General features: G+C 66.5%; 25 protein-coding genes. 18 read left to right on the top strand and 7 right to left on the bottom strand.

The genetic code is table 11. From position 1 onward, the window contains the following. Nucleotides 1-58: 58 nt before the first annotated feature. A complete protein-coding gene (gene hemE / locus AUL30_RS03945) occupies nucleotides 59-1087 on the bottom strand; it encodes a uroporphyrinogen decarboxylase (RefSeq protein WP_062226571.1) in 1029 nt (342 codons plus the stop codon). Between the two features lie 596 nt (nucleotides 1088-1683). Between hemE and AUL30_RS03940 the strand changes: the two genes are divergently transcribed. The 5 genes from AUL30_RS03940 (at nucleotide 1684) to dnaQ (ending at nucleotide 4955) form a co-directional block, all read left to right on the top strand. After that, nucleotides 1684-2283 carry a Maf family nucleotide pyrophosphatase gene (locus tag AUL30_RS03940; protein ID WP_062226570.1) on the top strand — a complete coding sequence of 200 codons (600 nt, stop codon included), beginning with the start codon at nucleotides 1684-1686 and terminating at the stop codon, nucleotides 2281-2283. Further along, entirely contained in the window at nucleotides 2276-3127 is an 852-nt protein-coding gene (locus AUL30_RS03935) for a shikimate dehydrogenase (protein ID WP_062226569.1), read from the top strand. The genes AUL30_RS03940 and AUL30_RS03935 overlap by 8 nt, the downstream gene beginning before the upstream one ends. A 2-nt stretch (nucleotides 3128-3129) precedes the next feature. Next, complete coding sequence (locus tag AUL30_RS03930) at nucleotides 3130-3537, top strand: DUF4440 domain-containing protein (RefSeq protein WP_062226568.1); 408 nt, start codon at nucleotides 3130-3132, stop codon at nucleotides 3535-3537. A gap of 6 nt (nucleotides 3538-3543) precedes the next feature. Beyond that, nucleotides 3544-4140 (top strand): dephospho-CoA kinase, encoded by a 597-nt coding sequence (gene coaE / locus AUL30_RS03925; RefSeq protein ID WP_062226567.1) that lies wholly within the window; start codon nucleotides 3544-3546, stop codon nucleotides 4138-4140. 83 nt (nucleotides 4141-4223) lie between these two features. Then, nucleotides 4224-4955, top strand: coding sequence for a DNA polymerase III subunit epsilon (dnaQ, locus tag AUL30_RS03920; RefSeq protein WP_062226820.1), 732 nt, complete (start codon nucleotides 4224-4226; stop codon nucleotides 4953-4955). 53 nt (nucleotides 4956-5008) lie between these two features. Here dnaQ and secB read toward each other — a convergent pair whose 3' ends face one another. Together secB and AUL30_RS03910 are read right to left on the bottom strand one after the other, a co-directional pair. Continuing rightward, nucleotides 5009-5503 carry a protein-export chaperone SecB gene (gene secB / locus AUL30_RS03915; protein ID WP_062226566.1) on the bottom strand — a complete coding sequence of 165 codons (495 nt, stop codon included), beginning with the start codon at nucleotides 5501-5503 and terminating at the stop codon, nucleotides 5009-5011. Nucleotides 5504-5623: 120 nt separating this feature from the next. Further along, nucleotides 5624-6160: an FxsA family protein gene (locus tag AUL30_RS03910; RefSeq protein WP_062226565.1), complete on the bottom strand. Its 537-nt coding sequence runs from the start codon at nucleotides 6158-6160 to the stop codon at nucleotides 5624-5626. Between the two features lie 166 nt (nucleotides 6161-6326). On the opposite strand from AUL30_RS03910, the gene AUL30_RS03905 reads away from it, so the two are divergent. The 3 genes from AUL30_RS03905 to AUL30_RS03895 are packed head-to-tail and all read left to right on the top strand — an operon-like array spanning nucleotide 6327 to nucleotide 7966. After that, entirely contained in the window at nucleotides 6327-7025 is a 699-nt protein-coding gene (locus AUL30_RS03905) for a Tim44/TimA family putative adaptor protein (protein WP_062226564.1), read from the top strand. 15 nt (nucleotides 7026-7040) lie between these two features. Then, the gene (locus AUL30_RS03900) at nucleotides 7041-7589 is read left to right on the top strand and encodes a Smr/MutS family protein (protein ID WP_062226563.1); all 549 of its coding nucleotides are present in this window, start codon (nucleotides 7041-7043) and stop codon (nucleotides 7587-7589) included. Continuing rightward, nucleotides 7586-7966 carry a helix-turn-helix domain-containing protein gene (locus AUL30_RS03895; protein WP_062226562.1) on the top strand — a complete coding sequence of 127 codons (381 nt, stop codon included), beginning with the start codon at nucleotides 7586-7588 and terminating at the stop codon, nucleotides 7964-7966. The genes AUL30_RS03900 and AUL30_RS03895 overlap by 4 nt, the downstream gene beginning before the upstream one ends. Nucleotides 7967-8222: 256 nt before the next feature. Here AUL30_RS03895 and AUL30_RS03890 read toward each other — a convergent pair whose 3' ends face one another. From AUL30_RS03890 to AUL30_RS03880, 3 genes are all read right to left on the bottom strand, one after another. Continuing rightward, nucleotides 8223-9515, bottom strand: a complete 1293-nt coding sequence (locus AUL30_RS03890; RefSeq protein WP_062226561.1) for an SAM-dependent methyltransferase — start codon at nucleotides 9513-9515, stop codon at nucleotides 8223-8225. Nucleotides 9516-9631: 116 nt separating this feature from the next. Continuing rightward, nucleotides 9632-9958 (bottom strand): DMT family transporter, encoded by a 327-nt coding sequence (locus AUL30_RS03885; RefSeq protein WP_062226560.1) that lies wholly within the window; start codon nucleotides 9956-9958, stop codon nucleotides 9632-9634. Between the two features lie 129 nt (nucleotides 9959-10087). Beyond that, complete coding sequence (locus AUL30_RS03880) at nucleotides 10088-10288, bottom strand: DUF1674 domain-containing protein (protein WP_062226559.1); 201 nt, start codon at nucleotides 10286-10288, stop codon at nucleotides 10088-10090. A 129-nt stretch (nucleotides 10289-10417) separates the two neighbouring features. Between AUL30_RS03880 and htpX the strand changes: the two genes are divergently transcribed. The 5 genes from htpX to purH all read left to right on the top strand — a co-directional run bounded on the left by htpX (nucleotide 10418) and on the right by purH (nucleotide 16531). Further along, a complete protein-coding gene (htpX, locus tag AUL30_RS03875; protein ID WP_062226558.1) occupies nucleotides 10418-11380 on the top strand; it encodes a zinc metalloprotease HtpX in 963 nt (320 codons plus the stop codon). Further along, a complete protein-coding gene (locus AUL30_RS03870) occupies nucleotides 11371-12783 on the top strand; it encodes an RsmB/NOP family class I SAM-dependent RNA methyltransferase (protein WP_062226557.1) in 1413 nt (470 codons plus the stop codon). The genes htpX and AUL30_RS03870 overlap by 10 nt, the downstream gene beginning before the upstream one ends. Nucleotides 12784-12868: 85 nt before the next feature. Then, a complete protein-coding gene (locus tag AUL30_RS03865; RefSeq protein WP_083507659.1) occupies nucleotides 12869-14554 on the top strand; it encodes a heparinase II/III family protein in 1686 nt (561 codons plus the stop codon). A 75-nt stretch (nucleotides 14555-14629) separates the two neighbouring features. After that, complete coding sequence (locus AUL30_RS19645) at nucleotides 14630-14785, top strand: hypothetical protein (RefSeq protein WP_157069878.1); 156 nt, start codon at nucleotides 14630-14632, stop codon at nucleotides 14783-14785. A 132-nt stretch (nucleotides 14786-14917) separates the two neighbouring features. Beyond that, nucleotides 14918-16531 (top strand): bifunctional phosphoribosylaminoimidazolecarboxamide formyltransferase/IMP cyclohydrolase, encoded by a 1614-nt coding sequence (purH, locus tag AUL30_RS03860; RefSeq protein WP_062226818.1) that lies wholly within the window; start codon nucleotides 14918-14920, stop codon nucleotides 16529-16531. A gap of 68 nt (nucleotides 16532-16599) precedes the next feature. Here purH and AUL30_RS03855 read toward each other — a convergent pair whose 3' ends face one another. After that, nucleotides 16600-21477: an NAD-glutamate dehydrogenase gene (locus AUL30_RS03855; RefSeq protein ID WP_062226556.1), complete on the bottom strand. Its 4878-nt coding sequence runs from the start codon at nucleotides 21475-21477 to the stop codon at nucleotides 16600-16602. Between the two features lie 155 nt (nucleotides 21478-21632). Between AUL30_RS03855 and AUL30_RS03850 the strand changes: the two genes are divergently transcribed. From AUL30_RS03850 to zapE, 5 genes are all read left to right on the top strand, one after another. After that, nucleotides 21633-21890 (top strand): hypothetical protein, encoded by a 258-nt coding sequence (locus AUL30_RS03850; protein ID WP_083507678.1) that lies wholly within the window; start codon nucleotides 21633-21635, stop codon nucleotides 21888-21890. Nucleotides 21891-21906: 16 nt separating this feature from the next. Next, nucleotides 21907-22803, top strand: coding sequence for a pyridoxal kinase PdxY (gene pdxY / locus AUL30_RS03845; RefSeq protein ID WP_062226554.1), 897 nt, complete (start codon nucleotides 21907-21909; stop codon nucleotides 22801-22803). A 65-nt stretch (nucleotides 22804-22868) separates the two neighbouring features. After that, complete coding sequence (locus AUL30_RS03840; protein WP_062226817.1) at nucleotides 22869-23558, top strand: carbonic anhydrase; 690 nt, start codon at nucleotides 22869-22871, stop codon at nucleotides 23556-23558. 120 nt (nucleotides 23559-23678) lie between these two features. Then, nucleotides 23679-24218, top strand: coding sequence for a protease inhibitor Inh/omp19 family protein (locus AUL30_RS03835; RefSeq protein ID WP_083507658.1), 540 nt, complete (start codon nucleotides 23679-23681; stop codon nucleotides 24216-24218). A 78-nt stretch (nucleotides 24219-24296) separates the two neighbouring features. Next, the gene (zapE, locus tag AUL30_RS03830) at nucleotides 24297-25484 is read left to right on the top strand and encodes a cell division protein ZapE (protein ID WP_062226816.1); all 1188 of its coding nucleotides are present in this window, start codon (nucleotides 24297-24299) and stop codon (nucleotides 25482-25484) included. Nucleotides 25485-25669: the final 185 nt, after the last annotated feature.

Below are 25669 nucleotides of genomic sequence, written 5' to 3'. Positions count from 1 at the left end.
CGGCGCGCCGCCCACCTGTAGATCAGCAAGGCACTGAACGGAAGACAGCCTTCATGGTTTAGGACGCCTGCCCCCGGACGCGGCGCAGCAGCGCCTCGACATGGGCGATCGGCGCGTCGGGCGTGATGCCGTGGCCAAGGTTGAAGACGAGCGGCCCTGCCTTGAGCTCCGACAGGATGGCGTCGACGCCCTCGTCCAGCGCGGCCCCGCCCGCGATCAGCCGCAGAGGATCGAGATTGCCCTGAACGGCCCCGTCCTTCTGCAGCATGCGGGCCTGGGTCAGCGGAACGGACCAGTCGAGCCCGATCATGTTGACGCCCGTCTCGGCACGATAGGCCGACAGCATGCTGCCGGCTCCCTTGGCAAAGCCGATGATCCGGGCGTCCGGCACGGCCTGGCGCACGCGGTCGACGATGCGGCGGGTCGGCCCGATGCTGAAACGGCGGAAGCTCGCCTCGTCGAGGATGCCGGCCCAGCTGTCGAAGATCTGGACGCAGTCCGCGCCGGCGCGCAGCTGGCGAATGAGGTACTCGGCCGACATGTCTGCCAGGAGCGCCAGGAGCTGGTCCATGGCCTGCGGTTCGCGGTAGGCGAAAAGGCGCGCCGGCGCCTGGTCCGGCGTTCCACGCCCGGCGATCATATAGGTGGCGACGGTGAACGGCGCACCGCAGAAGCCGATCAGGGCTGTCTCCTGCGGCAGGGCTTCCCGCAGGCGGGCCACCGTGGCGATGACGGGCGCCAGATGCGTTTCGGCGCGGGTCGGATCCAGCCGGTCGATGTCGGCCACCGTCAGCGGGTCCATCCGGGGCCCTTCACCGGTCACGAAATGCACGTTGCGATCCAGCGCATCCGGAATGACCAGAATATCCGAAAACAGAATGGCCGCGTCGAAGCCGAAGCGCCGGATCGGCTGCAGGGTCACCTCCGTAGCGAGGTCCGGATTGTAGCACAGCTCCAGGAAGCTGCCGGCCGCGGCGCGGGTCTGCCGGTATTCCGGCAGGTAGCGACCGGCTTGCCGCATCAGCCAGACCGGCGGCGGATCGAGCGTCTCTCCGTCGATGGCACGAATGAGCCGGCGCGTCTGCATTGCGTTCTTCCAGTTCCGCTTGGCCGAGGGCGAGGCGTTTCCAACAGGTCCTCCCAGAAAAGAATCTCGATTGAATTGGATTCTGATTCTGTATGCCGGTGGATTGCAGGGATCCTCATTAGCCCGGGGTTAACCATGGATTTCAGGCCGGTAACATCCCTGCCGCGGTGCGGCAAGGAAAGGGTTTGGAAAACTGTGGGGGCAGCGGGCGATCGACATGTGTTTTCAAGGGCCTGCGCGGACAGGCGCATGATGCGGGCCTGTGGATCGTTGGGGGAAGTGCGCCGGACGTAAAGCCACTTATCCCCATTGTTCAAGATCGCGTCAGCACAAGCGCCGTCCCGGTCTTCTCTGTGGAGGAATCGGTGGTTTTCCCGGGAGGGCGGCAGGCACCGTGCAAGGCCGCCGATCCATCCAGTGATTCCCACAGCGTCGTCAGAATGTCGGGCATGCCGGGAAGGTTCCGCTTGCGCCGATCTGGAGAATCGAGTCCGCACCTCTGGAAGGGGCCGCCGGGTGCCGATAGATAGGACGACAGGGGCTCCCGTGGCGGGCCCGAAGGGGCTCGAAGCGGGCCCAATGGGGGGAGACGGTCCATGGATTTGCCCATCATCCTGGCTTCTGGCAGCGCACATCGCCGCGGCCTTCTGGCCAATGCCGGCATCGCGGTCGAAGTGTTGCCCTCCACCATCGACGAACGCGCCGTCGAGGATGCGCTGGACGCATCGGATGTCACGCCGGACGACGTGGCCGCCATCCTGGCGGAAGCCAAGGCCGTCGAGGTCTCGGAGCGCAGCCCGGGCCGCATTGTCCTGGGTGCAGACCAGACTTTGGCGCTGGGGGACGAGATCCTCCACAAAGTATCCTCGATGGAAGAGGCGCGCCGCACGCTCCTCAAGCTGTCCGGCAAGAGCCACCGCCTGCACAGCGCCTATGCGCTGGTGCGCGATGGTTCCGTCCTGCAGCGGCGCGTGGAAACGGCCACCATCACCTTCCGCGATCTGTCACCGGCCGCGATCGGCCATTACCTGGCGCGCGTGGGCGACACGGCCCTATCGAGTGTCGGCTGCTACCAGGTGGAGGGGCAGGGGCTCACCCTCATCGATCGGATCGACGGCGACGTCTTCACGATCATGGGCCTGCCCATGCTGCCGCTCCTCAACGATCTGCGGCAATTGGGGGCTTTGAATGACTGACGTTGCGGTGCCGGGTCCCGTCGCCTTCGTGACGGGTTGGCCGGTGTGGCATTCGCGTTCGCCACTGATCCATTCCACCTGGCTGGAACGCCATGGCCTCTCCGGGCGCTACGAGCGCGTTGGCGTGCCGCCGGAAGAGATCGAGGACTTCCTGGCACGCCTGCCGGACGGCCCCTATGTGGGGGGAAACGTCACGATCCCGCACAAGGAGGCCGCCTTCCGGGCCGCCCACCGGCTCGACGGGGCGGCCAAGGCCATCGGCGCGGTCAACACGCTGTGGCTGGAGGATGGCCGGCTGATCGGCGGCAATACGGATGCCTACGGCTTTTCCGCCAATCTGGACGATGGACTGCCGGGCTGGCGCTCGGCCGAGCAGGTGGTGGTGCTGGGCGCCGGCGGTGCGGCGCGCGCCATCGTCCATGCGGTCCTATCGGCCGGGGCATCGCGGGTCAGCATCGTCAACCGCAATCCCGAACGGGCGCGGCGTGTCGCCGAGGGCTTCGGGCCGGGCGTCTTGGGGCTTGGCCTCGGGGATGAAGCCCGCGCACTCGAAGCGGCGGACCTTGTCGTCAACACCCGCCCCGCGCAGGAGGACGGCGTGCCGCTGCCGGTGCCTGATCTCACCCTCCTGCCGGACCATGCCCTGGTGACCGACATCGTCTATGTGCCGCTCGAAACGCCGTTCCTGGCGGCCGCCCGTGCCCGTGGCCTCGTGACGGCCGATGGGCTGGGCATGCTGCTGCACCAGGCGGTGCCGGGCTTCGAACGCTGGTTCGGCTTGCGGCCGGGCGTGGACGCAGAGCTTCGCCAGACCATCCTGAACGATATCGAGAAGGGGCATTGACGATGATGGATACGGATCTGGGCGGGTCAATCACCGTACCGGCGGACGTACAATCGGTCCTCGACGCCTATGCGGCAGGCTTCGACGATTTCGACGCCGAGGCGGTGGCGGAGTGTTTCGCCTATCCGGCCACGCTGTGGCAGGGCGGCCGCGGCAATGTCTTCGACGACGAGGAAGACCTGATCGAGAATGTCGAAGCGCTCCTGGATATCTTCGAGCGGGAGGAAATCGTCCACTCGACCTTCCGGATCGAGGATGCCGCCTTCGGCCAGGACAGCGGCGCAGCGCTCCTGTCCTGGCGGCAGGAGCGCGCCGACGGGGAAGCTGCGCTGGAGTTCACCTGCCGCTACCTCTTCATCCGGGACGGCGAGGACGGCGCCTGGCGCATCGCCACGACGGTGACGGACTAGAGGCCGGTGCACATCCTCGGTCTGACCGGCTCCATCGGCATGGGCAAGAGTACGACCGCCGGCCTCTTTGCCGAGCTGGGCGTTCCCGTCCATTCCGCCGACGAGGCGGTCCATGCCCTCTATTGCGGGCCCGATGCGGCGCGGGTCGAGGCCCGCTTTCCCGGGGTCCTGAAGGATGGGCAGATCGACCGCGCGGCCCTGTCGAAAGCCGTGCTCGCAAGCCCGCAGGCGCTGCGGGACCTCGAGGCGATCGTCCATCCGCTCGTCCGGCAGGCCGAGGACGCATTCCTGACAAAGGCGCGGGAGGCCGGGGAGCCGCTCGTCGTCCTCGATATCCCGCTCCTGTTCGAGGCTGGTCGGGCAGACGATGTCGATTCCATTCTCGTCGTCACGGCACCGCTGGCGGTGCAGGAAGAGCGTGTCCTGCAGCGCCCGGGCATGACGGCAGAGAAGCTGCGGGCGATCCTGGCCCGACAGATGCCCGACAGTGAGAAGCGCCGCCGGGCCGACTATGTGATCGATACGGCGTCCGGGCTGGATGCGGCGCGCCACGCCGTCGCCGCCCTTGTCGCAAAGCTTGGGGTAGATCCGAAGAGGGGATGAAACCCGGCCGGCTTTGGCCTATGACGAAGCCGTCGCGGGCATATTTGTTCTGCGATGCGCGACGGTTCGGGGGAATGAGCGCCATGCGGGAAATCGTCTTCGATACGGAAACGACGGGCCTTGATTTCGATGCCGACCGGGTGATCGAAATCGGCGGTATCGAACTGTGGAACCACATTCCGACCGGGCGGGAATATCACTGCTTCATCCGCCCCGCCGGACGCCGGGTCGATCCCGGCGCCTTCGACATTCACGGCATTTCCGACGACTTCCTGAAGGATAAGCCGCTTTTCCAGGACATCGTCGAGGATTTTCTCGACTTCTTCGGCGGCGCCACGCTCATCGCGCATAATGGCAGCTTCGATATCCGCTTCCTGAATGCGGAGCTGCGCCGCGTCGGGCGGCCGGAACTCCCGGGCCATCTCCTGATCGATACGCTGCCCATGGCGCGGCGCAAGTTCCCCATGGCGCCGGCGACGCTGGACGCGCTCTGCTCCCGCTTCCAGATCGATACGTCCAGGCGCAACAAGCATGGCGCCCTGGTCGACTCCGAGCTCTTGGCGCAGGTCTATATCGAGCTGATCGGTGGCAAGCAGGCCGCGCTTGTCCTCGATCCGCAGGATCGCGGGGGCGGCGAGGGCGCGGCCGATCAGGAGATCGCGGCTGCGCGGCCCCGGCCGCAGCCCTTGGCGCCCCGCCTTTGCCCGGAAGAAGCGTCGCGGCACGCGCAGTTCGTGGCATCGCTGGGCGAGGGCGCCCTGTGGAACCGCTATCTGGGTGCACAGGCTGAAACGGCATCGGCCGAACAGGCATGAAAAAGGGCGCCGCGTGAACGGCGCCCGATAATGCTCCACCGAAGCGACAGCGCTTAGGAGGGCTGGACCTGCTGGCGGGCGCGCTCTTCGGCCATGCGCTGCTGGAACAGGACCGCAAAGTCGATCGGATCGACCATGAGCGGCGGGAAGCCGCCATTGCGTGTCACGTCGGCAATGACCTGCCGCGCAAAGGGGAACAGCAGGCGCGGGCACTCGATGAAGAGGACCGGCAGGATGTGTTCCTGCGGGAAGTTCTGCAGGCGGAAGACGCCGCCATACTGAAGCTCGACCAGGAACATGGCTTCGCTGCCTTCGCCGGCGCGGGCGTTCAGCGTCAGCTTGACGTCGTACTCGCCCTCCGAACCGTTGACGGGCAGGGCACTGACATTGACGCCGATATTGATGGCCGGAGCCTTGGTCTGTCCCCGCAGGACCGCCGGCGCATTGGGGCTCTCGAAGGAGAGATCCTTAATGTACTGGGTAAGAACGTTGAGGCTGGGCGCCGCTGCCGGGGCGGCCTGGCCGTTGGCCGTTTCGGTTTCGGACATCAAATTCCCTCATCTGCCGTTTGAGCGCTGGATCGGGGGATGCGCTATCACGCCCACCCGCAGGAGACAAGGCGAGCACTGTGAGGCCCGGCTGGCCGGGGCCTTTGGCAGCGTCGAGCGTCAGTGCAGGGTGCGGGGCGGGGTGTCGTCCTCGTCGGCGCCCGACCAGGGCGAACTGCCGCCATCCCGGCGCGTGAATTCGCCCTGCGACAGATCGATCACCTCCGCCGGCTGCGCTGGGTGGGCGGGGTGTCGGGCAGGGTGCCGGACCGTGCCCTGCGGTCCGGTGGCATAGCCCGACACGACCACACGCCCGCGAATGGACCGCCAGATCCAGTTGCGCACCGGCGGCAGGAAGAGAAGGAGACCGAACACGTCGGTCACGAAACCGGGCACCATCAACAGGATGGACGCAAGCACGATCATCGCCCCGTGCAGGATCGGCCCTTCCGGAACGATGCCGGCGCGCGCCTCCGCCTGCGCGGCGCGCAGCACGGAGAAGCCCTGGCGCCGCAGGAGCACGATGCCGAGGACGAAGGACAGGATCACGAGCAGGAGGGTCCAGCCGATGCCGATCTGGCTTCCGACCGCGATAAAGACGCCGATCTCGACGAGCGGCAAGGCGATGAAGCCGATAAGGAACAAGAGAGCGGGCATCCCGCGTTGTGTCTCCGTTGATGTTTTAAGGCCGGAGCGAACCTCCGGGCAGGGCAAAACTATACGATCCATTAGTTAGGGACGAGACTGCGTGATTTGAATGCCGTGCGGCCCGTGTCTATATGCATCAGAATAAACTTCGACGTGAAACAGGGGTCCGGTTGGCATGGGTTTTGGGACGATCTTCTTTATCGTGGTGACGGTGATCGTCCTCTATCAGCTCTGGACCGTGCTGGGCCGTCGTACGGGCAACGAACGGCCGCCCTATGACCCCTACAGCCGCGGCGGGGAGGGCGCGGCGCCGCAACAGCCCGGAAACGTGGTGACCCTGCCCAGCCGGCGCCTGCCGGATGCCGAACCGCCGGCTGATGTCTATGCGTCCATCGACAAGCTGGCGGAACCGGGCAGCCCGCTCAACAGCGAGTTGCGGCGCATCCGCGATGCCGATCCGTCCTTCGATCCGGCGCAATTCCTGGATGGCGCCAAGGCCGCTTATGAAATGATCGTGACCGCCTTTGCGGATGGCGATCGCAAGCTCCTGCGCAACCTCCTGTCGCCGGAGGTCTACCAGGGCTTCGAAGGCGCGATCGAGGATCGGGAGAAGCGCGGCGAAAAGATGCAATCTTCCTTCGTCGGCATCGATGATATCCAGTTTGCCTCGGCGGAGCTGAAGGGAACCGAAGCCTTCGTGACGCTGCGCATCGTCTCCCAGCTCATCTCCGCCGTGCTGTCGCCCAGCGGTGAGGTCGTCGACGGCGATCCGGAAGCGGTGGCCGAGGTTCGCGACGTCTGGACCTTCGCGCGTGACACCCGCTCGCGGGATCCGAACTGGAAGCTGGTGGAGACCGAATCCGAAGAAGGCTAAGGAACCGCCTTCGCCATGAAGCGTCGCCGCCTCCTGAACGAAGAGGACCGCCGGTTGTGGCTGGCCGTCGCCCGGACGACGGCGCCGATGCCGGGCCGCGCCCTGCCGCCGGAAGAGCCCGCACCCTTGCCCGCAATGGCGCATGCGCTGGACCTGTCGACAACGACCTCCCGCCTCGTCTCCGATGCCGGCGCCCCAGCTCCGGCCGAGCCGCGCGAGCGGCTCTCCAAGGTGCCGCAGGACCGGCTGGACCGTCCTGTGCGCCGCAAGCTCGGCAAGGGCCGCATCGAGATCGAGGATCGGATCGATCTGCATGGCAAGACGGAAGCCGTCGCCCATTACGCACTCCTGAATTTTCTGCGGAGCGCCCGCCAGGCGGGCTTGCGGCATGTCCTGGTGATCACCGGGCGCGGCGCGTCGCTCGGCTCGACCGGCGTCCTGCGGCGCGCCTTCCCGCACTGGATCGCCACGGAAGCCTTTCGCGGGCTCGTTTCCGGCTTCGACGTCGCCGAACGTACGCATGGCGGGGAGGGAGCCTTCTACGTTCGGCTCCGCAAGGGATGACGCCGTTCGGCGCCAGGGTGCGGGAGCTGCGCAAGGCCAAGGGTGTCACGCAGGCCGACATGGCCGCGGCGCTGGGCGTGTCCGGGGCCTATCTGTCGGCGCTCGAACATGGGCGGCGGGGCCGCCCGAGCTGGTACCTCCTGCAGCGCATGATCGGCTATCTCGGCATCATCTGGGACGAGGCCGAGGAACTGGAACGTTTGGCCGATCTGTCCCACCCCCGCATCACCGTGGAGACGGGTGGCCTGTCGCCGGAGGCGACCCTTCTTGCCAACCGCCTGGCGGATGGTATCGGCCGGCTTACCGCGGACGAAATCGAGCGGATCATGGCCATCCTCGATGCGGCGCCCGGAACCGGCAAACGGGAAACGTCATGATCCCCTTGCAGGGGCTTCGATCCTTCACCATCTTGGGTCTCATGTTCAACGCAGCGAAAGGAGGTGGTCCTATGTCGAGTGGTTTCCATTTGCCGGCAGGGCCGGAAGGTTCGAATATCACGCGGGAGCAGCCTTTCGCCTGATACCGCCTTCGCCGTTCCGGCAATTGCCGGGATGGACGGTCGTCCGGTCAAGTCCGGAATATCACGGGCCGTTCCCGCCATGCGGGGATGGCCTTTGCATGTCAGCCACCGGGTCAGTCGCGCGGGGCATAGAGGTCACGCCGCGTCGGTGGAACCTTGCTCGGCCCCTTCACCTTGCGGGATGCAAGCGTCTGCTGGATCAGGGCGTCTCCGCGCTCGAAGCTGATCGCGCAGCCGACCAGGTAGGCGATCCAGAGCCGTGCCCGCGGCTCGCCGATCATGGCGACGGCGGCGTCAAAATTGGCATAGAGCCGATGCGCCCACAGCGTCAGCGTCCGCGCATAGTGCTCACGCCACCCCTCCACGTCATGGACCTCGAAACCATAGGCTTCCAGCTTCTGGAGCGAATGGCCGATGAAATCCAGTTCGCCACCCGGAAAGATGTAACGCGTGATCGCGCGGTACTCGGCCGATTTGCGATGGAACTTGCGCAGGCTCTTCTTGGCCGGCCGGGTGATTGCGTGATGAAGATACAATCCGCCGGGCTTCAAGAGGCTGTGGACCGCGCCGAAATATTCGTCGTGATGCGCGAATCCGACATGCTCGAACATGCCGATGGAGGAGATCTTGTCGAAGACGCCCGTCAGCTCCTGGAAGGGCTTCAGCTCGATGGTGATCCGATTGGACAGGCCCGCGGCGGCAATGCGTTCGACAGCCAGATCGTACTGCGCCTGGCTCAGCGTCACGCCATGGCCGATGACGTCGTAATTCTGGACGGCATGGATGAGCAGGGCCCCCCAGCCGCTGCCGATATCCAGGAGCCGCTCACCGGGCTGCAGTCGCAGCTTGCGGCAGATCATATCCAGCTTGTCGTGCTGCGCTTTTTCGAGATCGTCGTGCCAGCCGTCGAAATAGGCGCAGGAATAAAGCATCCGCTGGTCGAGGAAGAGCCGGTAGAAATCGTTGGAGACGTCGTAGTGATACTGGATCGCCTCCCGCGTCGAGCCGCTCCGGCCCGCCCCGTCCGCAGGCGGCGCGGTGACGGTCTTGCCATGGCGCTTGAGGCGGTACAGGGCCGGCAGCGCCCGCGCCACCTGCCACTTGCTCAACTCCTTCAGCGCGACCTTGGTCTTGACCCGGCTCTTGACCCTGGCAAGGTCGAAGAGGGTCCCGTCCTCCAGGTCGATGGCCTTGTCCATCCAGAGTTCGACCAGCATTCCGATGTTCGGCCGGAACGCCAGATTGGCGAGCGCCGTCGGGTCCTTCAGGACGATGACGGGACCGGTCTCCGGCCCCAACCGTTCGCCCGTCCAGAGGCGCAGCGCGATGCTCGGCTGGAAGCTGCGATAACCATCGCGGATGATCTTCGCCAGTGCTCCGGCCCCCGGAACGTCATCCGTGCGCATCACCTCGTGTCTCACGTGAAACACTCCTGCTTGATAAGGACAACTGAGGATAGCATGACGAACGGCCCGCGAAAGGCCGGGCCGCGAAATCGATCAAATCGTCGCGATCAGGCCCGTCAGCGCGGCGCAGCGGAGGCGAGCTTCATGAGGACGATGCCGCCGACGATCATGGCAGCAGCCAGCAGGCGAAGCGCCGAGGCATCTTCCTTCAAGACCAGGATGCCGACCGCAAAAGCTCCGACGGCGCCGATGCCGGTCCAGATCATGTAGGCCGTGCCGAGGGGTAGGCTGCGCATGGAGATGGACAGAAGCCCGAAGCTCGCCGCCATGAAGACGAAGGTGGTGACGCTCGGCCACAGGCGTGTGAAGCCGGCCGATTGCTTCATGGAAAAGGCCCACACGATTTCGAGAAGGCCGGCGACGATCAAATACATCCAAGCCATGGATCACTCCCTGGCCGGGTCGTCCCGGTGATTGCGCCCGATGGGGGAGGTCGTCCTCGATCCGGTACGTATCACCGGATGGCGACGGATATGGTGATCGCAAACGGGGGGTCAAGCCCGGCCAAAGCGTCAGAAGTCGGAGGCGATGCCGTTCTTCTCCCAGTCGCCGTAGCGGACGGGCTCGGGCCCGTTGCGCCCGTTGACTTCCACCGGGCGGGCCGCGTCGTCCTTCTGCTCGGCGCGGCGTGCCTGCGCTTCGCGCAGCGCACGCTGCGCGGCGGGAGGCAGGTCCTCGAAGCGGCGCTCGGCGCCGGATGTCTCGTCGTTCATCGTCGTCCCTCCTGCGGTGGTACGGTCTGCCGGGCAGTGGCGCGCATATTGAAGCGGACTGCGGGTGATACCAGATTTCCAGCCAGGCATGATATCGTCCTGCCCTGTCCAACGGAGATACGTACGTCCATGAACATGCTCAAGACCGCCATGCTGATCGCGGTGATGACCGCCCTCTTCATGGGCGTCGGACTGTTGATCGGCGGACGTGGCGGCATGATGATCGCCTTCTTCGTCGCGCTGGCCATGAACATCGTCGCCTACTGGAACGCCGACAAGATGGTTTTGCGCATGCACCATGCGCATGAAGTGGATGAGCGCACGGCGCCCGACTACTACCGTCTTGTCCAGGGATTGGCGGCCAATGCCGGCCTGCCCATGCCGCGCGTCTATCTGATCGAGAACGATCAGCCCAACGCCTTCGCCACGGGGCGCAATCCACGCAACGCAGCCGTTGCGGCCACGACGGGCCTCTTGCAGCGGCTGACGCCGGAAGAGGTCGCCGGGGTGATGGCGCACGAGCTGGCGCATGTGGAAAACCGCGACACGCTCATCATGACCATTACGGCCACGCTGGCCGGCGCCATCTCCATGCTCGGCAACTTCGCCTTCTTCTTCAGTGGCAACCGCGACAACAACAACCCGCTCGGCTTCATCGGCGTGCTCGTGGCCATGCTGGTGGCGCCGTTCGCCGCCATGGTCGTGCAGATGGCCATTTCCCGCACACGGGAGTATTCAGCCGATCGACGTGGTGGCGAGATCGTCGGCAATCCGCTGTGGCTGGCTTCGGCCCTGGCGAAGATTTCCGCGGCGGCGGGACGGACCGTGAATGTCGATGCGGAGCGCAATCCGGCGACGGCCCACATGTTCATCATCAACCCCCTGAACGGGCAGCGCATGGATAATCTCTTCTCGACCCATCCCAATACGGCGAACCGCATTGCCGCCCTGCAGGCGCAGGCAGCGCAGGCCGGCACGGCAGCCGGACCGGCTTCCGGCGGCTTCCTGTCCGAGGCGCAGCGGCGCGGGCCGTGGGCGGGCCGCCCGGGCGCACCGTCGGCAGAGCGTGGCCGCAGGGGACCATGGGGTTGAGCGCCCCGGCCGGGAAGCGCTCCCGCAGCACACAGCCGCGTTCGGTGGATCCGCTGGAAGCCGAAACAAGGCCCGGCCTGCCGGCGCGCCAGGTGGCTGCGCGCCTCCTGTCCGCCGTCCTGGCCTCCCGCACCTCGCTCGATGCCCTGACGGACCGCCAGAACGGCCATCCCGATTTCCGCCGGCTCGATCCGCGGGACCAGGCCCTGGTCAAGGCCATCCTGGCCACCGCACTCAAGCGGCATGGCACCCTGGACGCAATTCTTGCCGAGCGTATCGACAAGCCCTTGCCAGGCAATGCCGGATTGCTGCGCAACATCCTGCATGTGGGCATGGCGCAGATCCTGTTCCTGGACGTGCCGGACTCCGCAGCCGTCGATCTGGCCGTGACGCACGCCAATCTCGACCCGCGCACACGGCGTTTCGCGGCGCTCGTCAATGCCGTCCTGCGCCGCGTCAGCCGTGAGCGGGACGCCTGTCTGGCGGCGTCGCGCCCCAGGCTGATCGACATGCCGGACTGGATGGTGGAACGGCTCCTGCCCCATTATGGCCGCGAGCGGCTCGAACGCATGGCGCAGGCGCATCTCAACGCCGCCCCGCTGGATCTGTCTGCCCGTGAGGATCCGGAGGGATGGGCGGACCGCCTCGGCGCACGCCTGCTGCCAACCGGAACGCTCCGGCTGCGCCCCGGCACGGCCGGCACGGTGGCTGCCTTGCCCGGTTTCGAAGACGGCGCCTGGTGGGTGCAGGATGCGGCCGCGCGCCTGCCGGCGCGCCTGTTCGGGCCGGTGGAGGGTCTGGCAATCGCCGATCTCTGCGCCGCGCCCGGCGGCAAGACGGCGCAGCTGGCCGCGGCCGGCGCGCATGTGACGGCGGTGGAACTGTCCCCCAACCGGATGCGGCGGCTGCAGGAAAACCTCGACCGGTTGAAGCTGCCGGTCACGACCCTGTCCGGCGATTTGCGGCGCCTGTCCTTCGCGGCGCCGTTCGACGGCGTGCTTCTGGATGCGCCCTGTTCCTCGACCGGCACGATCCGCCGCCATCCCGACGTGCCCTACGTGAAGTCGGCGGAGGAAGTGGACAAGCTCGCCGCCGTGCAGGCCGATCTCCTGGCGCATGCAGCCGGGCTCGTGCGTTCGGGTGGGCGCCTCGTCTTCTCCAACTGCTCGATCGACCCGGCCGAGGGTGAGGGCGTCGTGGACGCTTTCCTGGCGGCGCATGACGATTTCCAGCGGGAGCCCGTGCGCTCGGATGAAGTTCCCGGCCTGGAAGAGGCGATAGCGCAGAATGGCGATCTGCGGACGACGCCCGACATGCTGCCGGACGCGGATGCAGGCCTGGCGGGGCTGGACGGTTTCTACGCTGCACGCCTGATAAAGCGGGGAAACGCCCGCGAGGGTTAGGGAAACATTTACCTCGATTGCGGAAAATGTCGGCGACGAAAGCAGTGCGTCGCCGACAGGGGCGGAACGCATCGAGGGACCGGGCATGGCTGCGGAACTGGTTGACGACCCGCGATTGGTGGGCCTGGCGCTGAAGGAAGCCTGGCGGCGGCTGCGCCGTCTGGCGCGTGCGCCCTGGATTTCGATCCTGCCCGGGACGGGTCCGGACCGGATCCTCGCCGTCCCGCGTGAATTCCAGCATGGCGAGGTGTCCCGCGCCGAAGCCATCTATGCCGGGTCCTTCGAACTGGCCGGCCACCGCATCGACGTGACCGATACATCGCCCTTCGAACTGCGCGAAGCGCCGCAGCCCTGGCTGGAAGAGCTGTATGGCTTCCGGTGGCTGCGCCATCTTTCGGAAGCGCAGGACGCTCTGTGCGCCGAGAATGCGCGTGCGCTCGTCAATGATTTCATGCTCCTGCCACGCCGCCGCCGCGCCGCCTGCGCCGCTTTGCCAGCCGTCATGGCCCGGCGTACGATCAGCTTCCTGACCCATTGCCCCATCGTCATGGCGCAGGGCGACGACGAGTTCCGTGGCCGTTTCCTGGATCTGATGGCGGCGGAAGCGCGCTATCTGCGGCGGATTGCGCAGGACGTTACCGATGGCATGCCGCGCCTTCTGGTGCGCATCGCGCTGGCCTATGCCGCCCTGTGCCTTCCCGCGCACGGGCATCAGATCAAGACGGCATCGCAGCATGTGTCGGACGAGCTCGACCGGCAGATCAACGCGGATGGCGGCCACGTGTCCCGCAATCCGGAAGCGATCATCGACATACTGAGCCTGCTCCTGCCGCTGCGGCAGCTGTTCGGCCAGCGCCGCCAGCCCGTGCCGCGCAGCCTCCTGGGCGCTATCGACCGCATGCTGCCGGCACTGCGCTTCTTTCGCCATGCGGACGGGGCCATCGCCCTGTTCAACGGCGCCACCTCGGGCAGCCAGGGCCTGATGCTCTCGCTCCTGCGCTTCGACGAGACGCTCGGCGAGCCGGTGTCCCATATGCGGCAGACGGGATATCACCGCCTGGGGCAGGGCGGTTGCATCGTCCTGGCAGATGCGGGCGCAACACCCCCGGGCGCCCTGTCCGTGGATGCCCATGCCGGAACGCTGGCCTTCGAATTCTCGTCGGGCGCCCGGCGTCTGATCGTCAATTGCGGCGCGCCGCCCCGGGCCGACATCGCCTGGCGCCGTCTTGCCCGCACGACGGCCGCCCATTCGACGGTCACCGTGGCCGACCATTCCTCGTCCCGCTTCGCGCGTTCGGGGCTGATCGACCGCTTTCTCGGCAGCCCGCTCGTATCCGGGCCGACGCGCGTCAAGGCATCGCGCGAGGATCGGCCGGAAGGCCAGCTCCTCAGCATGGCCCATGATGGCTACCGCAGCCAGTTCGGCATCGTCCACGAGCGGGAGCTGTTCCTGGCGCGGGACGGGCGGCTCCTGGAGGGTGCGGACAAGCTCTTCCGCACAACCCGGCCTGGGCGCGCCCGCAAATCGAGCCAGGCCGAAGCGCAGTTGCGGTTCCATCTGCACCCCGATGTCGAAGCCGAGGCGGCCGGCAGCGGCATCCGCCTTTTCGCCGGCGGCGAGGTCTGGTGGTTCTTTGCCGATTGCAGCCCGGTCCTGGAGGATTCGGTGTTCCTGTCCGATCCCCGGGGCCCGCGCCGCACGCGGCAGATCGTCGTGACGCCCGGCGCCGCCCAGACCGAAGTGCACTGGCGCTTCGAACGGCGCATCTGACGGCGTCTTGCGTCTGCCCGGTTTGACTTGAGCGCGATCGGACTAATTACATCGGTCCAGGGCAGGAGCGCGGGCATGGCACGATCGATCACACTGGCATTCCTGCTCTGTGCCGCATCGGCGAGCCTGGCCGGTTGCGGCGGCATGAACCGCGCCGTCACCGTCGCCCCGCAGACCATGGACGACCTCGCCCGACAGACGGAACCCTTCCGCCAGGGACGCAGCCAGTAGCGTCCGGCTGTCGTCACGATTTGATTTGTGCCGCTTTTCCTCTATCAAGCCGCCATTCATCGGCGGCAGCACCTGCCGCATGACATCGCAACCAGTCCATCGCAGCGCGCCTGCGGTGAAACGGGGAACAGCATGGCCATTGCAGCAAATACCTTTCCGGCGCCCGACCGCAGGCGGATGCGGCGCGCGCTGATTTCCGTCTTCGACAAGACGGGCCTCGAGGACTTCGTCCGCGGCCTTGTGGGCCACGGTGTCGAACTCGTCTCCACCGGCGGCACGGCACGCGCGCTGACGGCGGCCGGCTTTACCGTGCGCGATGTTTCCGAGCTGACGGGCTTTCCGGAAATCATGGACGGCCGCGTCAAGACGCTGCATCCCTCCGTCCACGGGGCGCTGCTCGGCATCCAGGCGGACCCGGCCCATAGCGACGCCATGCAGCGGCACGGCATTGTCGGGATCGATCTCCTGGTGGTCAATCTCTACCCCTTCCAGGAAACGGTCGCCTCCGGCGCCGATGCCGCGACGATCGTCGAGAATATCGACATTGGCGGGCCGGCCATGATCCGCGCCGCGGCCAAGAACCATCCCTATGTCACGGTGGTGACCGATCCGGCCGATTACGCCGCGGTCCTGGATGCGCTGGAAGCGGGGGGCGGGGAAACGGGGCTCGATCTGCGCCGGCAGCTGGCGGCCAAGGCCTTCGGCCTGACGGCCGGATATGATGCTGCCGTATCGGCCTGGTTCGCCGCCTCGCTCGGGCAAACCACCCCCGGCCGGTTCAGCCTGAGCGGCCGACTGGCCGAAAGCCTGCGCTACGGCGAGAACCCGCACCAGGCCGCCAGCTTCTACCGCACGGGCGAGGCGCGGACGGGCGTGGCCACCGCGCGGCAGATCCAGGGCAAGGCACTGTCCTACAACAATATCAACGATACGGATGCCGCCTTCGAGCTCGTGGCCGAGTTCGACCCTGCGCGCACGGCTGCCGTCGCCATCATCAAGCATGCCAATCCCTGCGGCGTTGCCGAAGGCGACAGCATCCTGGAAGCCTACCGGCGCGCCTATGCCTGCGATACGGTATCGGCCTTTGGTGGGATCGTGGCGCTGAACCGGCCGCTGGATGCGGCCTCCGCCGCAGAAATCACCCAGATCTTCACCGAGGTGATCATCGCTCCGGGCGCCGATGCGGAAGCGATGGCGATCATCGCGGCCAAGAAGAACCTGCGCCTGCTCCTGACGGAAGGCCTGCCGGATCCGCGCGCCGCAGGGCTGATCGTCAAATCCGTTGCCGGCGGTTTCCTCCTGCAGGGGCGTGACAATGGCGTGGTCGACGATATCGATCTGCGTGTCGTGACGAAACGGCAGCCGACGGACGCCGAAATGGCGGATCTGCGCTTTGCCTTCCGTGTCGCCAAGCACGTGAAGTCCAACGCCATCGTCTATGCCAAGGACCTCGCCACGGTGGGGATCGGCGCCGGGCAGATGAGCCGGGTCGATTCGGCGCGCATCGCAGCGCGCAAGGCGGAGGACGCGGCCAAGGTTGCCGGCGGCGAGCCTTTGACCAAGGGCTCGGTCGTCGCATCCGATGCCTTCTTCCCCTTCGCCGATGGCCTTCTGTCCGCCGTCGAGGCCGGCGCCACGGCTGTCATTCAGCCCGGTGGCTCGATGCGTGACCCGGACGTCATCGCAGCAGCTGACGAGAATGGGCTGGCGATGGTCTTTACCGGCATGCGCCATTTCCGGCACTAGCAAGCGCGAAGGGGCCCGGCGACGCGCCGCCGGGCCCCCTCCATCCCGAACCCTTTCGGTGTGTGCCGCTACCCTGCCAGATCCATCAGCAAGCCTGCCGCCAGTGTCAGCCTTGCAACCGACGTTTCGCCCGTGCCGGCCAGTTCGGTGATCCGGTCGGCGATGCGGTCGACCTTGTCGCCTTCGGCAGCGGCCCAGGCGGCGACGGGGTCGTCGCTTTCGCCATAGCGCGTCAAAGCGAGGGTCGTCAGTTGCCGCCGCGCATTGGAAACATGGCTGCCCGCCCGTTCCAGGGCCAGCGTCTCATAATAATCGGCGGGCCGAAGGGACAGAAGGGCCGTCTCCAGCCGGCCGATCCGCAGGCGCTTCGTCATCTGGAAATAGGCCGAAAGGACACGAACCCCGGCCTTGCCCGTTTCACGTGAAACGCGCGCTGCGTCCGGGATCAAGCCGATAAGCGGCAACAGAGCCATGGTTTGCGACAGGCTGTCGTCGACGCCCTTGCCGCGCCAGCTTTCGAGACGTTCATCATACTTCAACTTCGCCCGGTCACTGGCGACGTCGAGAAGATGCGGCTCCATGTCGTGGCGCATGCGCCTGAGAGCCGAGACGGCCACCGAGGTTTCCGTATCTGCCGGCAGGTTGCGGACCATCCAGGCGGTGACGATCTGCAGGAAGCGGCAGGCTGCCTGGTACAACTCGTTCTGCACGGCGCCTGGCAGGCGTGTGTCGAATGCGTCGATGCGGCGGAACAGCGCCTCCAGTTCCAGCCCGTCATAGGCCACGATGAAGGCCCGGGTGACATGGCTGGCGGTGACACCCGTGGCGTCGGACATGGCGGTGGGGAAGGCGGGGCCGAGCCGGTTGATCGCCTCGTTGGCGATCAGCGTGGCGACGATCTCCCGCTTGAGCCGATGGTTGCGGATATCGGCCGCGAACGCGTCGCGCATGGCGCCCGGGAAGTAGGCGAGGAGCCGTGCGTCGAAATACGGATCGTCCGGCAGGGACCCGCCCGCCAGCTGATTGAACAGGTCGATCTTGGCATAGGCCAGAAGCACCGCAAGCTCCGGCCGCACGAGGCCGCGTCCCGATGCCCTGTAGTCCGCAAGCTCGCGGTCCGAGGGAAGCTGCTCGACGGAGCGGTCCAGTCGCTTCTCGGATTCGAGCCGCGCCATGAACCTCCCTTGCAGGGGCAGGCGGTCCGCTCCAGCCATCTCTTCGATGGAAAGGGCGAGCGTCTGCTCGTAATTGTTGACGAGCACGAGCCGCGCCACGTCGTCCGTCATGGCCGATAGAAGCCTGTTGCGATCCTCTCGGGACAGGCGCCCTTCGGCCATGGCGCTCTTGAGCGCGATCTTGATGTTCACCTCGACGTCCGAGGTGTTGACGCCGGCGGAGTTATCGATGGCGTCGGTGTTGATCCGCCCGCCCCGGGCGGAAAATTCGATACGTCCCTTTTGCGTAACGCCGAGATTGGCGCCTTCGCCGACCACACGGGCGCGCAGCTCGCGGCCAGTGACGCGGATGGCGTCATTGGCCTTGTCGCCCACATCGGCGTTGGTCTCTGCCTCCGCGCGGACATAGGTGCCGATCCCCCCGAACCAGAGGAGATCCACCGGCGCACGCAGAATGGCGGCGATGATTTCCGAGGGTGTGCCCGAGCGCTTGTCCCAGCCGATCGCAGCCGCTGCTTCCTCCGACAGGGTGATCCGCTTTTCGCGGCGCGAATAGACGCCGCCGCCTTGCGAAATCAACGTCCGGTCGTAATCCGCCCAGCTCGACCGCGGCATGTCGTAGAGGCGGCGGCGCTCATCGAGGGAGCGCGCGGCATCCGGATCGGGATCGATGAAGATGTCCCGATGGTCGAAGGCTGCCACCAGGCGGGTGTGACGCGACAGGAGCATCCCGTTGCCGAAGACATCGCCCGACATGTCGCCGCAGCCGACGACCGTGAAATCCGCCGTCTGGATATCGTGGTCCATTTCGCGGAAATGGCGCTTGACCGCTTCCCAGGCGCCGCGCGCGGTGATCCCCATGGCCTTGTGATCGTAGCCCGCCGATCCGCCGGAGGCGAAGGCATCGTCCAGCCAGAAGTTCCGCGCCATGGCGATGGCGTTCGCCGTATCGGAGAAGGTTGCCGTGCCCTTGTCGGCCGCCACCACGAAATAGGGATCCTGCGCATCATGACGCACGATGTCCTGCGGCGTGACGATTCCGTCCGGCGTGACCGTGTCGGTCAGGCTCAGCATGGAGGCGATGAAGACGATATAGGCCGCACGCCCGGCCTCGAACCAGGCATCGCGGTTGGAGGCGTCGGGCAGGCGCTTGGGATAGAAGCCGCCCTTGGCGCCCACAGGCACGATGACCGCATTCTTGACCTGCTGCGCCTTGACGAGGCCCAGCACCTCCGTCCGGTAGTCCTGGCTGCGGTCCGACCAGCGCAGACCGCCCCGCGCCACGCGGCCGAACCGCAGATGAACGCCTTCCACACGCGCGTCGAAGACGAAAATTTCGGCAAAGGGGACAGGCTGCGGCAGGCCTTCGATCCGGTGCGGATCGAACTTGAAGGCGAGTGCCGGGTGGACACGATCGGGCCGGCTGGCAGGATCGGCCGAAACGTCGGGCACGCTGTAATAGTTGGTGCGCAGCGTGGCGAGGATCAGCATCAGGAAGCGTTGCAGGACGCGGTCGTCCTCCAGCGTCGCAACGTCGTTCAGGGCAGTCCTCAGCGTGGCATAGATGCGACCCGCCCCACGTTCGCATGCGATCTGCGCCAGCGCGTCGCCATGCGTCGGGTCCGGGTCGGGCACGCGCGCCGACGCAGGGTCGAAGCTCTGCTCGAAGAGCGCAAAGAGCGTTTGCGCATAATGCGGATAGCGCCCGAGCGCTTCGGCGATGAAGTCCTGCGAAAAGGGCAGCCCGGCCTGGCGCATGTAGCGCGCATAGGCGCGCAGGACGTTGGCCTGGCGCCAATCCAGACCCGCCTCCAGGACAAGGCGGTTGAAGCCGTCATTCTCGATCCGTCCGTCGGAGACGGCCAGGAACAGGCTTTCCATCGCCGCTCCGCCGTCCTCCAGCGGGATCGGGCCGCCATTGCGCCGCACCACATCCATATCGTGCAGATGGACCAGGGATCCATCGGGCCGATACACGGTGAAGCTGCGCTCGTACTGCGCGGAGAGCCCCATATTGTCGAGGATGGGAACCCGCGTGGCCAGGGGGAGCGTATCGCCCAGCGTGTAGAGCTTCAGCCGCACCAAGCTGTCGGGATCGGCGGCCAGCCGGTAGAAGTCGATGGCGATCGGCCGGCCCGGTGACAGTTCGGCGATCTGCACCACGTCGCGCGCGGCATCCTGCGGTGAGGTGACCTCCCGGTAGCCATCCGGAAGGTTGGCGACGAGAGGGCGGAAATCGCCGGCCCGCCCCGTCTGGCTGGCGAGGGCCTGCCCGACATCGGTGGCCCAGTCCCGGCACAGCCGGGCGATGTCGGCTTCCAGAGCCTCGGTGTCGGGTTCGGGAATATGTCCATCCCGCCCCGAACGGCCAATGATGAAGTGGACCGAGGTCAGCGGTCCGTCCGAGATGGAGGGGTAGAAGGCCGAGACATGTCCGTCATAGGCCTGCGCCAGGAGCAAGCCGATCTCTTCGCGCAGACGGGTGTCGTAGCGCTGGCGGGGTACGTAGACGATGGCCGATACGAAGCGGTCGAAGGGATCGATCCGCGGCAGAATGCGCACGCGCGGCCGCTCGCTGAGCTCCATCATGATGGTAACGAAGCCTTCCAGCGTGTCGACATCGACCTGGAAGAGTTCGTCGCGCGGATAGGTCTCCAGAATGTTCAGGAGCGCCTTGGCCGAGTGGGACCCCGGCCGGAAATCCAGCCGCGCGATGACCCGCTCCGCCTTCTGGCGCAGATAGGGAATGGACAGGATAGACTGGTTGTAGGCGCTGGATGTGAACAGGCCGACGATCCGCAGTTCGCCGATGACGCGGCCATCTTCGTCCAGGCGCTTGATGCCGACATAATCCATGTAGACGCGCCGATGCACGAGCGAACGCGTATTGGCCTTGGCCACGATCAACGGTGTCGATGCGTCCAGGAAGGCGCGCATTTCCGGGCTGGTGACGAGGTCGGACCGTTCCTTGCGCAGGACGCGAACGTCGCGATCCCGCAGGATGCCGAGCTCGCTTCCGTCCACGCGGCTCAGACTGTCGCCTTCGGCGCCATGGGTATAGGCGAATTCCCGCATGCCGAAGAAGCTGAAATTGCGCTCTGTCAGCCAGTCGAGAAGCTGGATCGCCTCATCGTAGGTGGCCTTTTGCTCCGGATCGCCGATGCGTGCCGCGCTGCGCGTCAACGCCGCGACCTCCGCCCTGGCGCGGGCCAGCATGGCTTCGAAATCCTGGTTCACCAGGAGAACCTGGGACAGAATCTGCTCCAGCCGGTGCGCCAGGCGCTCGACGGCGTCCGGATCGGTCGGGATGTCGAGGGCGAACTGCATAAGGCTGACCCGGCCGGCCGCGTCCGGGCCGTCGGGTTGCGGTACGGCAAACTGCGCAACCCGCCCGGCATCGTCACGCCGGACGTCGAGGATCGGATGGGAGATGTAGTGGATGGACGGCATGGCATCGGCCACTTCCGCCACCGCGCTGTCGAAGAGGAAGGGCCGGTCGTCGTTGACGAGGGTGATGAGGAGCAAAGGCCGCCCGTCCAGCGCGAAGCCCTCCGGCTCCTCGGTGACGACCAGCGGCTCCCCGGACCGGTGCCGCGCCAGCGCCGCAGCCGCGCGGTCCGCCGCGATGGCCAGGGCACGCGGGGCGAAGGCGATGAGATCGGTCGCGGGCGGCCGGGCCAGAAGAAGCGGTACGAGACGATGCGCAGCCTGATCTGCCGGGGTCTCTGCGAGCACCCGCTCGATGATTGCACGCTTGGGTTGGGTCGCCATGATGGGGTCGTTTCCGGTGTTCGTCGTTATCGTTGCGGACCGTTGCCGGCGCGCTGCCCGACCCGGCCGATTATCCTGTCCCGATGCCTGGCTCGGGCCGTGACCCGGCGCGAAAGACATTGCCCCCGCGCGGGTTTTCCGTCACCCTGTCAGGCATGAAAAATCGTCAGACCGAGGTGGATCGGCAGCGGGAATCCGAGGCGATCCTGACGCGCATCCGCCAGGAAACCGAACCTCAGACGGGCGCCGGCGTGGAGCGCATGGTGACCGGCGCGCGGCGGCATTTCCTGGCCGCGGATGCCGATCAGTCGGACCGGATCGACGTCCTCGGCACACGGATCGGCCGCCTTGCCGGCTTCGGCTTTTTCCTGTTTCTGGTCGGCTCACTCGTCGTCACCTACCTCATGCCGTAACGCTCATATGGCGTCCATGACCCATCCTGACACCGCAGGCGCCGATAAACCGGCCGTCATTGCCATTTCCAGCCATGTCGTCCGTGGGACCGTCGGCAATCGCGCCATGGTCTTCGCGCTCGAATCACTCGGCTTCCCCGTATGGTCGGTGCCCACCGTGACATTGCCATGGCACCCCGGCCACGGACCCTCCACGCGCCTCGTCCCCGACGATGCCGGCTTTGCCGGTCTGATGCGGGATCTGGCGGCGTCCCCCAAGCTGCGGGAAGTCGGTGGCCTCGTGACCGGCTATTTCGGTTCGCCCGCGCAGGTGGAAGAGGCCGCCAGGCTCATCGAAGCGTTGAAGGCGGTCAACCCGGCGGCCATCGTGGCCTGCGATCCGGTCCTGGGCGATGGGACCGACAGCGGCGCGCATCTGTATCAGCCGGTGGAAACGCTCGCCGCCATCCGGGATCGCCTCCTCCCGCTCGCCGATATCGCCACGCCCAACCGCTTCGAACTGCAGTTTCTGACCGGGCTCGAACTCACGACGAACGTCCATCTGATCGAGGCCGCCGCGGCCCTCGGCCCGCGCCTGACCGTCGTCACTTCCGCCTTCCCCATGCTGCGCGGGGGGATCGGCAATCTCCTGGTGGACGGGTTTGCCGCCACTCTGGCCGAGCATCGACGGATCGAAGGCGCGCCCAATGGCATGGGGGATCTGACGGCTGCGGTGTTCCTGGCGCGGACCTTGAGCGGCGCATCCCCGGAGAAGGCCCTGCAGGCGACCACGGCGGCGGTATTCGAGATCCTCGCCCGCACGACCAAGCGCGGGGCGGACGAGCTGACGCTGGAAACCGATGCCGATGCCCTGAAATCTCCCATGGCCATGGTGCAGGTCCGCCGGCTCTCTACCCAGGGTGGGCGGCGCTGAAAACTGTGTGAAATTGGACCAAATACAGGTAGACCGCCCCACGGATCAGCTATGGAGCGATGACGATGGCCCTGTTGCCCGAACATCTTCTGACCGGTTACCGGCAGTTCATCGAAGGACGCTACCTGCAGGAAACGGAGCGTTACCGTTCCCTGGCCCGTGACGGACAGGCGCCCGATACGATGGTCATCGCCTGCTGCGACTCGCGCGCCGCACCGGAGACGATCTTCGGCGCTGCACCGGGCGAGCTCTTCGTGGTGCGCAACGTCGCCAACCTCGTGCCGCCCTACACGCCCGACGGGGAGTTCCACGGCACGTCCGCGGCGCTGGAATTCGCGGTGCAGGCTTTGAAGGTCAAGCACATCGTCGTGATGGGGCATGGGCGTTGCGGCGGCATCAAGGCAGCGCTGGCGGAAGATTCCGAACCTCTGTCCCCCGGCGACTTCATCGGCAAGTGGATGAGCCTGGTCGAGCCCGTCGCCCGGCAGGTCGGCGCGTCGGAGCTGATGACCGATGGCGAAAAGCAGACGGCTTTGGAGCGCATCTCCATCCGCCTCTCGATCACGAATTTGCGCAGCTTCCCCTGTGTGTCCATCCTGGAGGGCAAGGGCCGCTTGACGCTGCACGGCGCCTGGTTCGACATTTCGACCGGGGAATTGTGGGCGATGGACCCGGAGACGGGGGATTTCCAGCGCCCGCTCGTCGATGTGGACGTGAACGAGACGCGCCCGGATAGTGACCTGCCGGCAACATGATGCGCCCCAGCGCATGCCCGATGGGATGGCAGGGGCTTGCGAAGCGGGTTAAAGAACCATCTAGAACAGGATGTCGGGACCAGGTCGGCCGCGAGCCGGCGACGATAGAGGGATCGGTGCATGACTGAATGGATGAAGACGGGCGCAGCGTGCCTTGCCCTGGCCATGCTGGCCGGCTGTACGCAGACCGCCGGGCCGTCGCTGGGTGGCGGGGGCTACGGACAGCCCGCGCCCTTGACCGCAGCGCCGACCGGGCAGGTCTATTCGAACCAGCTCCCGCCGCCGCCGCCGCCGCCGGTGGCCGCCACCACGGCGCCCACCACCCCGATCGACCCCGCCGCCGGTACGCCGGGCGCGCCGACGCAGACGGCCTCCGTCGCTCCGGTGACGCGCGAAGGCCTGGTCGGCGCATGGCGCGTATCGGCCGGTGGTGGCAACTGCCAGATCTTCATGGCGCTGACCCAGTGGACCGGCGGCTACCGTGCCGCGTCGCGCGGGTGCCCGGGCCAGGTGGCCGACGTGTCGGCCTGGGACGTGTCCGGAAGCCAGGTGGTGCTCAAGGACAATACGGGCAACACCGTCGCCACGCTCAACAATAGCGGCGGCAGCCGTTTCGAGGGCACGACCTCCGGCGGAACGCAGATCAGCCTTTACCGCTGATCCTCTGGAATGGCGGCGCGCCCCGCGGCGCGCCGCACCTATCGCGTGCCGGCCGGCACGCCGCTCTCGCGAGGCTGCATGCCGCAGAAAGATGGATACGGCGTTGCCGGCGCTGAACGCGGCCCGGTACGGGCCGAGCTGGAACGCCGCATCCGCGACGGCGAGATTTCCCCGGACGAGATCCAGCGCCGCCTGGCCGATCAACTCGACAAGCTCGCGCGCGCCCTGAAGGACAGGACGCTGTCGTCCAAGAAGAGCGCGCTCGGATGGCTGTTCGGCGCCCGCCGGCCGGCAGAGCCGGTCAAGGGCCTGTACATCTACGGAGATGTCGGCCGCGGCAAGTCCATGCTCATGGACATGTTCTTTGCAAAGGCAGAGATCGGCGCCAAGCGCCGTGTCCACTTCCATGCCTTCATGGCCGACGTGCAGGACCGTATCAAGGCGCACCGCCTGGCCGTCAGCGAGGGGCGGGCGAAGGGCGACGATCCTATGCCCCCGGTGGCGAAAGCCATCGCGGCGGAGGCATTGCTTCTGTGCTTCGACGAATTCACCGTCACCGACATCGCCGACGCCATGATCCTGGCACGGCTCTTTTCCGCGCTCTTCGACGAGGGCGTGACACTGGTGGCGACCTCCAATGTCGCGCCCGACGACCTGTACCGCAACGGCCTCAACCGCGCGCTCTTCCTGCCCTTTCTCGGACTGTTGAAGACGCATGTCGCAATCTTCCAGCTCGACGCACCGACCGATTACCGCATGACCAAGCTGGACGGGGAGGAGCTGTACCTTACTCCCCTCGATGCCCGGACGGCGGAGCGGCTCGACCGGATCTGGGCCGGGCTTCGGGGTGGGCAGACCGAGCGGCCCTCCAGCGTGACCGTCATGGGCCGCACCATCGCCCTGCCGCGCTATGCCAATCGCGCGGCGCGCTTCCATTTCGACGATCTTCTGCGTCGTCCGCTCGGCCCGCGTGACTATCTGGAACTGGCGCGGCAGCTCGATACGATCGTGATCGAGAACATTCCCCGGCTGACGGTGGCCGAGCGCAACGAGGCCAAGCGGTTCATCATCCTGGTCGATGCCTTCTACGATGCCGGCAAGGATATCGTGATATCGGCAGCGGCCCCGGCCGAAGAACTCTACGATGCATCGACTGGAACGGAGGCCTTCGAGTTTGACCGGACCGTGTCAAGGCTGACGGAAATGCGCTCCCATGCTTACCGGGCGCACGGCCCCGCAGCGGCCCTGGCGGATTCTGCGCCATAAGCGCCACTGCGCTGCAAAAAATTCATTTGCTCAAGCGGACTCGTCCATTCCCTTTGACCATAACGCGAATTCTTATTACGTTTACGTAATCCCCCTAAGTTCTAAACGGTTGAATGTGTTGACTTTGTCGATCGACGCATTGTCATTGCGCGCAGGCACGGCTAAGCGAGGCGGCGACAGTGGCG

It is taken from the genome of Aureimonas frigidaquae, assembly GCF_001463905.1.
Lineage (GTDB): Bacteria > Pseudomonadota > Alphaproteobacteria > Rhizobiales > Rhizobiaceae > Aureimonas > Aureimonas frigidaquae.
The sequence above is the reverse complement of the archived record's forward strand: the minus strand, read 5'-3'. Positions and strand labels throughout refer to the sequence as shown.

Excerpts from the sequence above, each read along its gene's own strand:
- hemE (WP_062226571.1), bottom strand. The coding sequence starts at position 1,087 with ATGCAGACGCGCCGGCTCATTCGTGCCATCGACGGAGAGACGCTCGAT.
- AUL30_RS03940 (WP_062226570.1), top strand. The coding sequence starts at position 1,684 with ATGGATTTGCCCATCATCCTGGCTTCTGGCAGCGCACATCGCCGCGGC.
- AUL30_RS03935 (WP_062226569.1), top strand. The coding sequence starts at position 2,276 with ATGACTGACGTTGCGGTGCCGGGTCCCGTCGCCTTCGTGACGGGTTGG.
- AUL30_RS03930 (WP_062226568.1), top strand. The coding sequence starts at position 3,130 with ATGATGGATACGGATCTGGGCGGGTCAATCACCGTACCGGCGGACGTA.
- dnaQ (WP_062226820.1), top strand. The coding sequence starts at position 4,224 with ATGCGGGAAATCGTCTTCGATACGGAAACGACGGGCCTTGATTTCGAT.
- secB (WP_062226566.1), bottom strand. The coding sequence starts at position 5,503 with ATGTCCGAAACCGAAACGGCCAACGGCCAGGCCGCCCCGGCAGCGGCG.
- AUL30_RS03910 (WP_062226565.1), bottom strand. The coding sequence starts at position 6,160 with ATGCCCGCTCTCTTGTTCCTTATCGGCTTCATCGCCTTGCCGCTCGTC.
- AUL30_RS03905 (WP_062226564.1), top strand. The coding sequence starts at position 6,327 with ATGGGTTTTGGGACGATCTTCTTTATCGTGGTGACGGTGATCGTCCTC.
- AUL30_RS03900 (WP_062226563.1), top strand. The coding sequence starts at position 7,041 with ATGAAGCGTCGCCGCCTCCTGAACGAAGAGGACCGCCGGTTGTGGCTG.
- AUL30_RS03895 (WP_062226562.1), top strand. The coding sequence starts at position 7,586 with ATGACGCCGTTCGGCGCCAGGGTGCGGGAGCTGCGCAAGGCCAAGGGT.
- AUL30_RS03890 (WP_062226561.1), bottom strand. The coding sequence starts at position 9,515 with ATGCGCACGGATGACGTTCCGGGGGCCGGAGCACTGGCGAAGATCATC.
- AUL30_RS03885 (WP_062226560.1), bottom strand. The coding sequence starts at position 9,958 with ATGGCTTGGATGTATTTGATCGTCGCCGGCCTTCTCGAAATCGTGTGG.
- AUL30_RS03880 (WP_062226559.1), bottom strand. The coding sequence starts at position 10,288 with ATGAACGACGAGACATCCGGCGCCGAGCGCCGCTTCGAGGACCTGCCT.
- htpX (WP_062226558.1), top strand. The coding sequence starts at position 10,418 with ATGAACATGCTCAAGACCGCCATGCTGATCGCGGTGATGACCGCCCTC.
- AUL30_RS03870 (WP_062226557.1), top strand. The coding sequence starts at position 11,371 with ATGGGGTTGAGCGCCCCGGCCGGGAAGCGCTCCCGCAGCACACAGCCG.
- AUL30_RS03865 (WP_083507659.1), top strand. The coding sequence starts at position 12,869 with ATGGCTGCGGAACTGGTTGACGACCCGCGATTGGTGGGCCTGGCGCTG.
- AUL30_RS19645 (WP_157069878.1), top strand. The coding sequence starts at position 14,630 with ATGGCACGATCGATCACACTGGCATTCCTGCTCTGTGCCGCATCGGCG.
- purH (WP_062226818.1), top strand. The coding sequence starts at position 14,918 with ATGGCCATTGCAGCAAATACCTTTCCGGCGCCCGACCGCAGGCGGATG.
- AUL30_RS03855 (WP_062226556.1), bottom strand. The coding sequence starts at position 21,477 with ATGGCGACCCAACCCAAGCGTGCAATCATCGAGCGGGTGCTCGCAGAG.
- AUL30_RS03850 (WP_083507678.1), top strand. The coding sequence starts at position 21,633 with ATGAAAAATCGTCAGACCGAGGTGGATCGGCAGCGGGAATCCGAGGCG.
- pdxY (WP_062226554.1), top strand. The coding sequence starts at position 21,907 with ATGACCCATCCTGACACCGCAGGCGCCGATAAACCGGCCGTCATTGCC.
- AUL30_RS03840 (WP_062226817.1), top strand. The coding sequence starts at position 22,869 with ATGGCCCTGTTGCCCGAACATCTTCTGACCGGTTACCGGCAGTTCATC.
- AUL30_RS03835 (WP_083507658.1), top strand. The coding sequence starts at position 23,679 with ATGACTGAATGGATGAAGACGGGCGCAGCGTGCCTTGCCCTGGCCATG.
- zapE (WP_062226816.1), top strand. The coding sequence starts at position 24,297 with ATGCCGCAGAAAGATGGATACGGCGTTGCCGGCGCTGAACGCGGCCCG.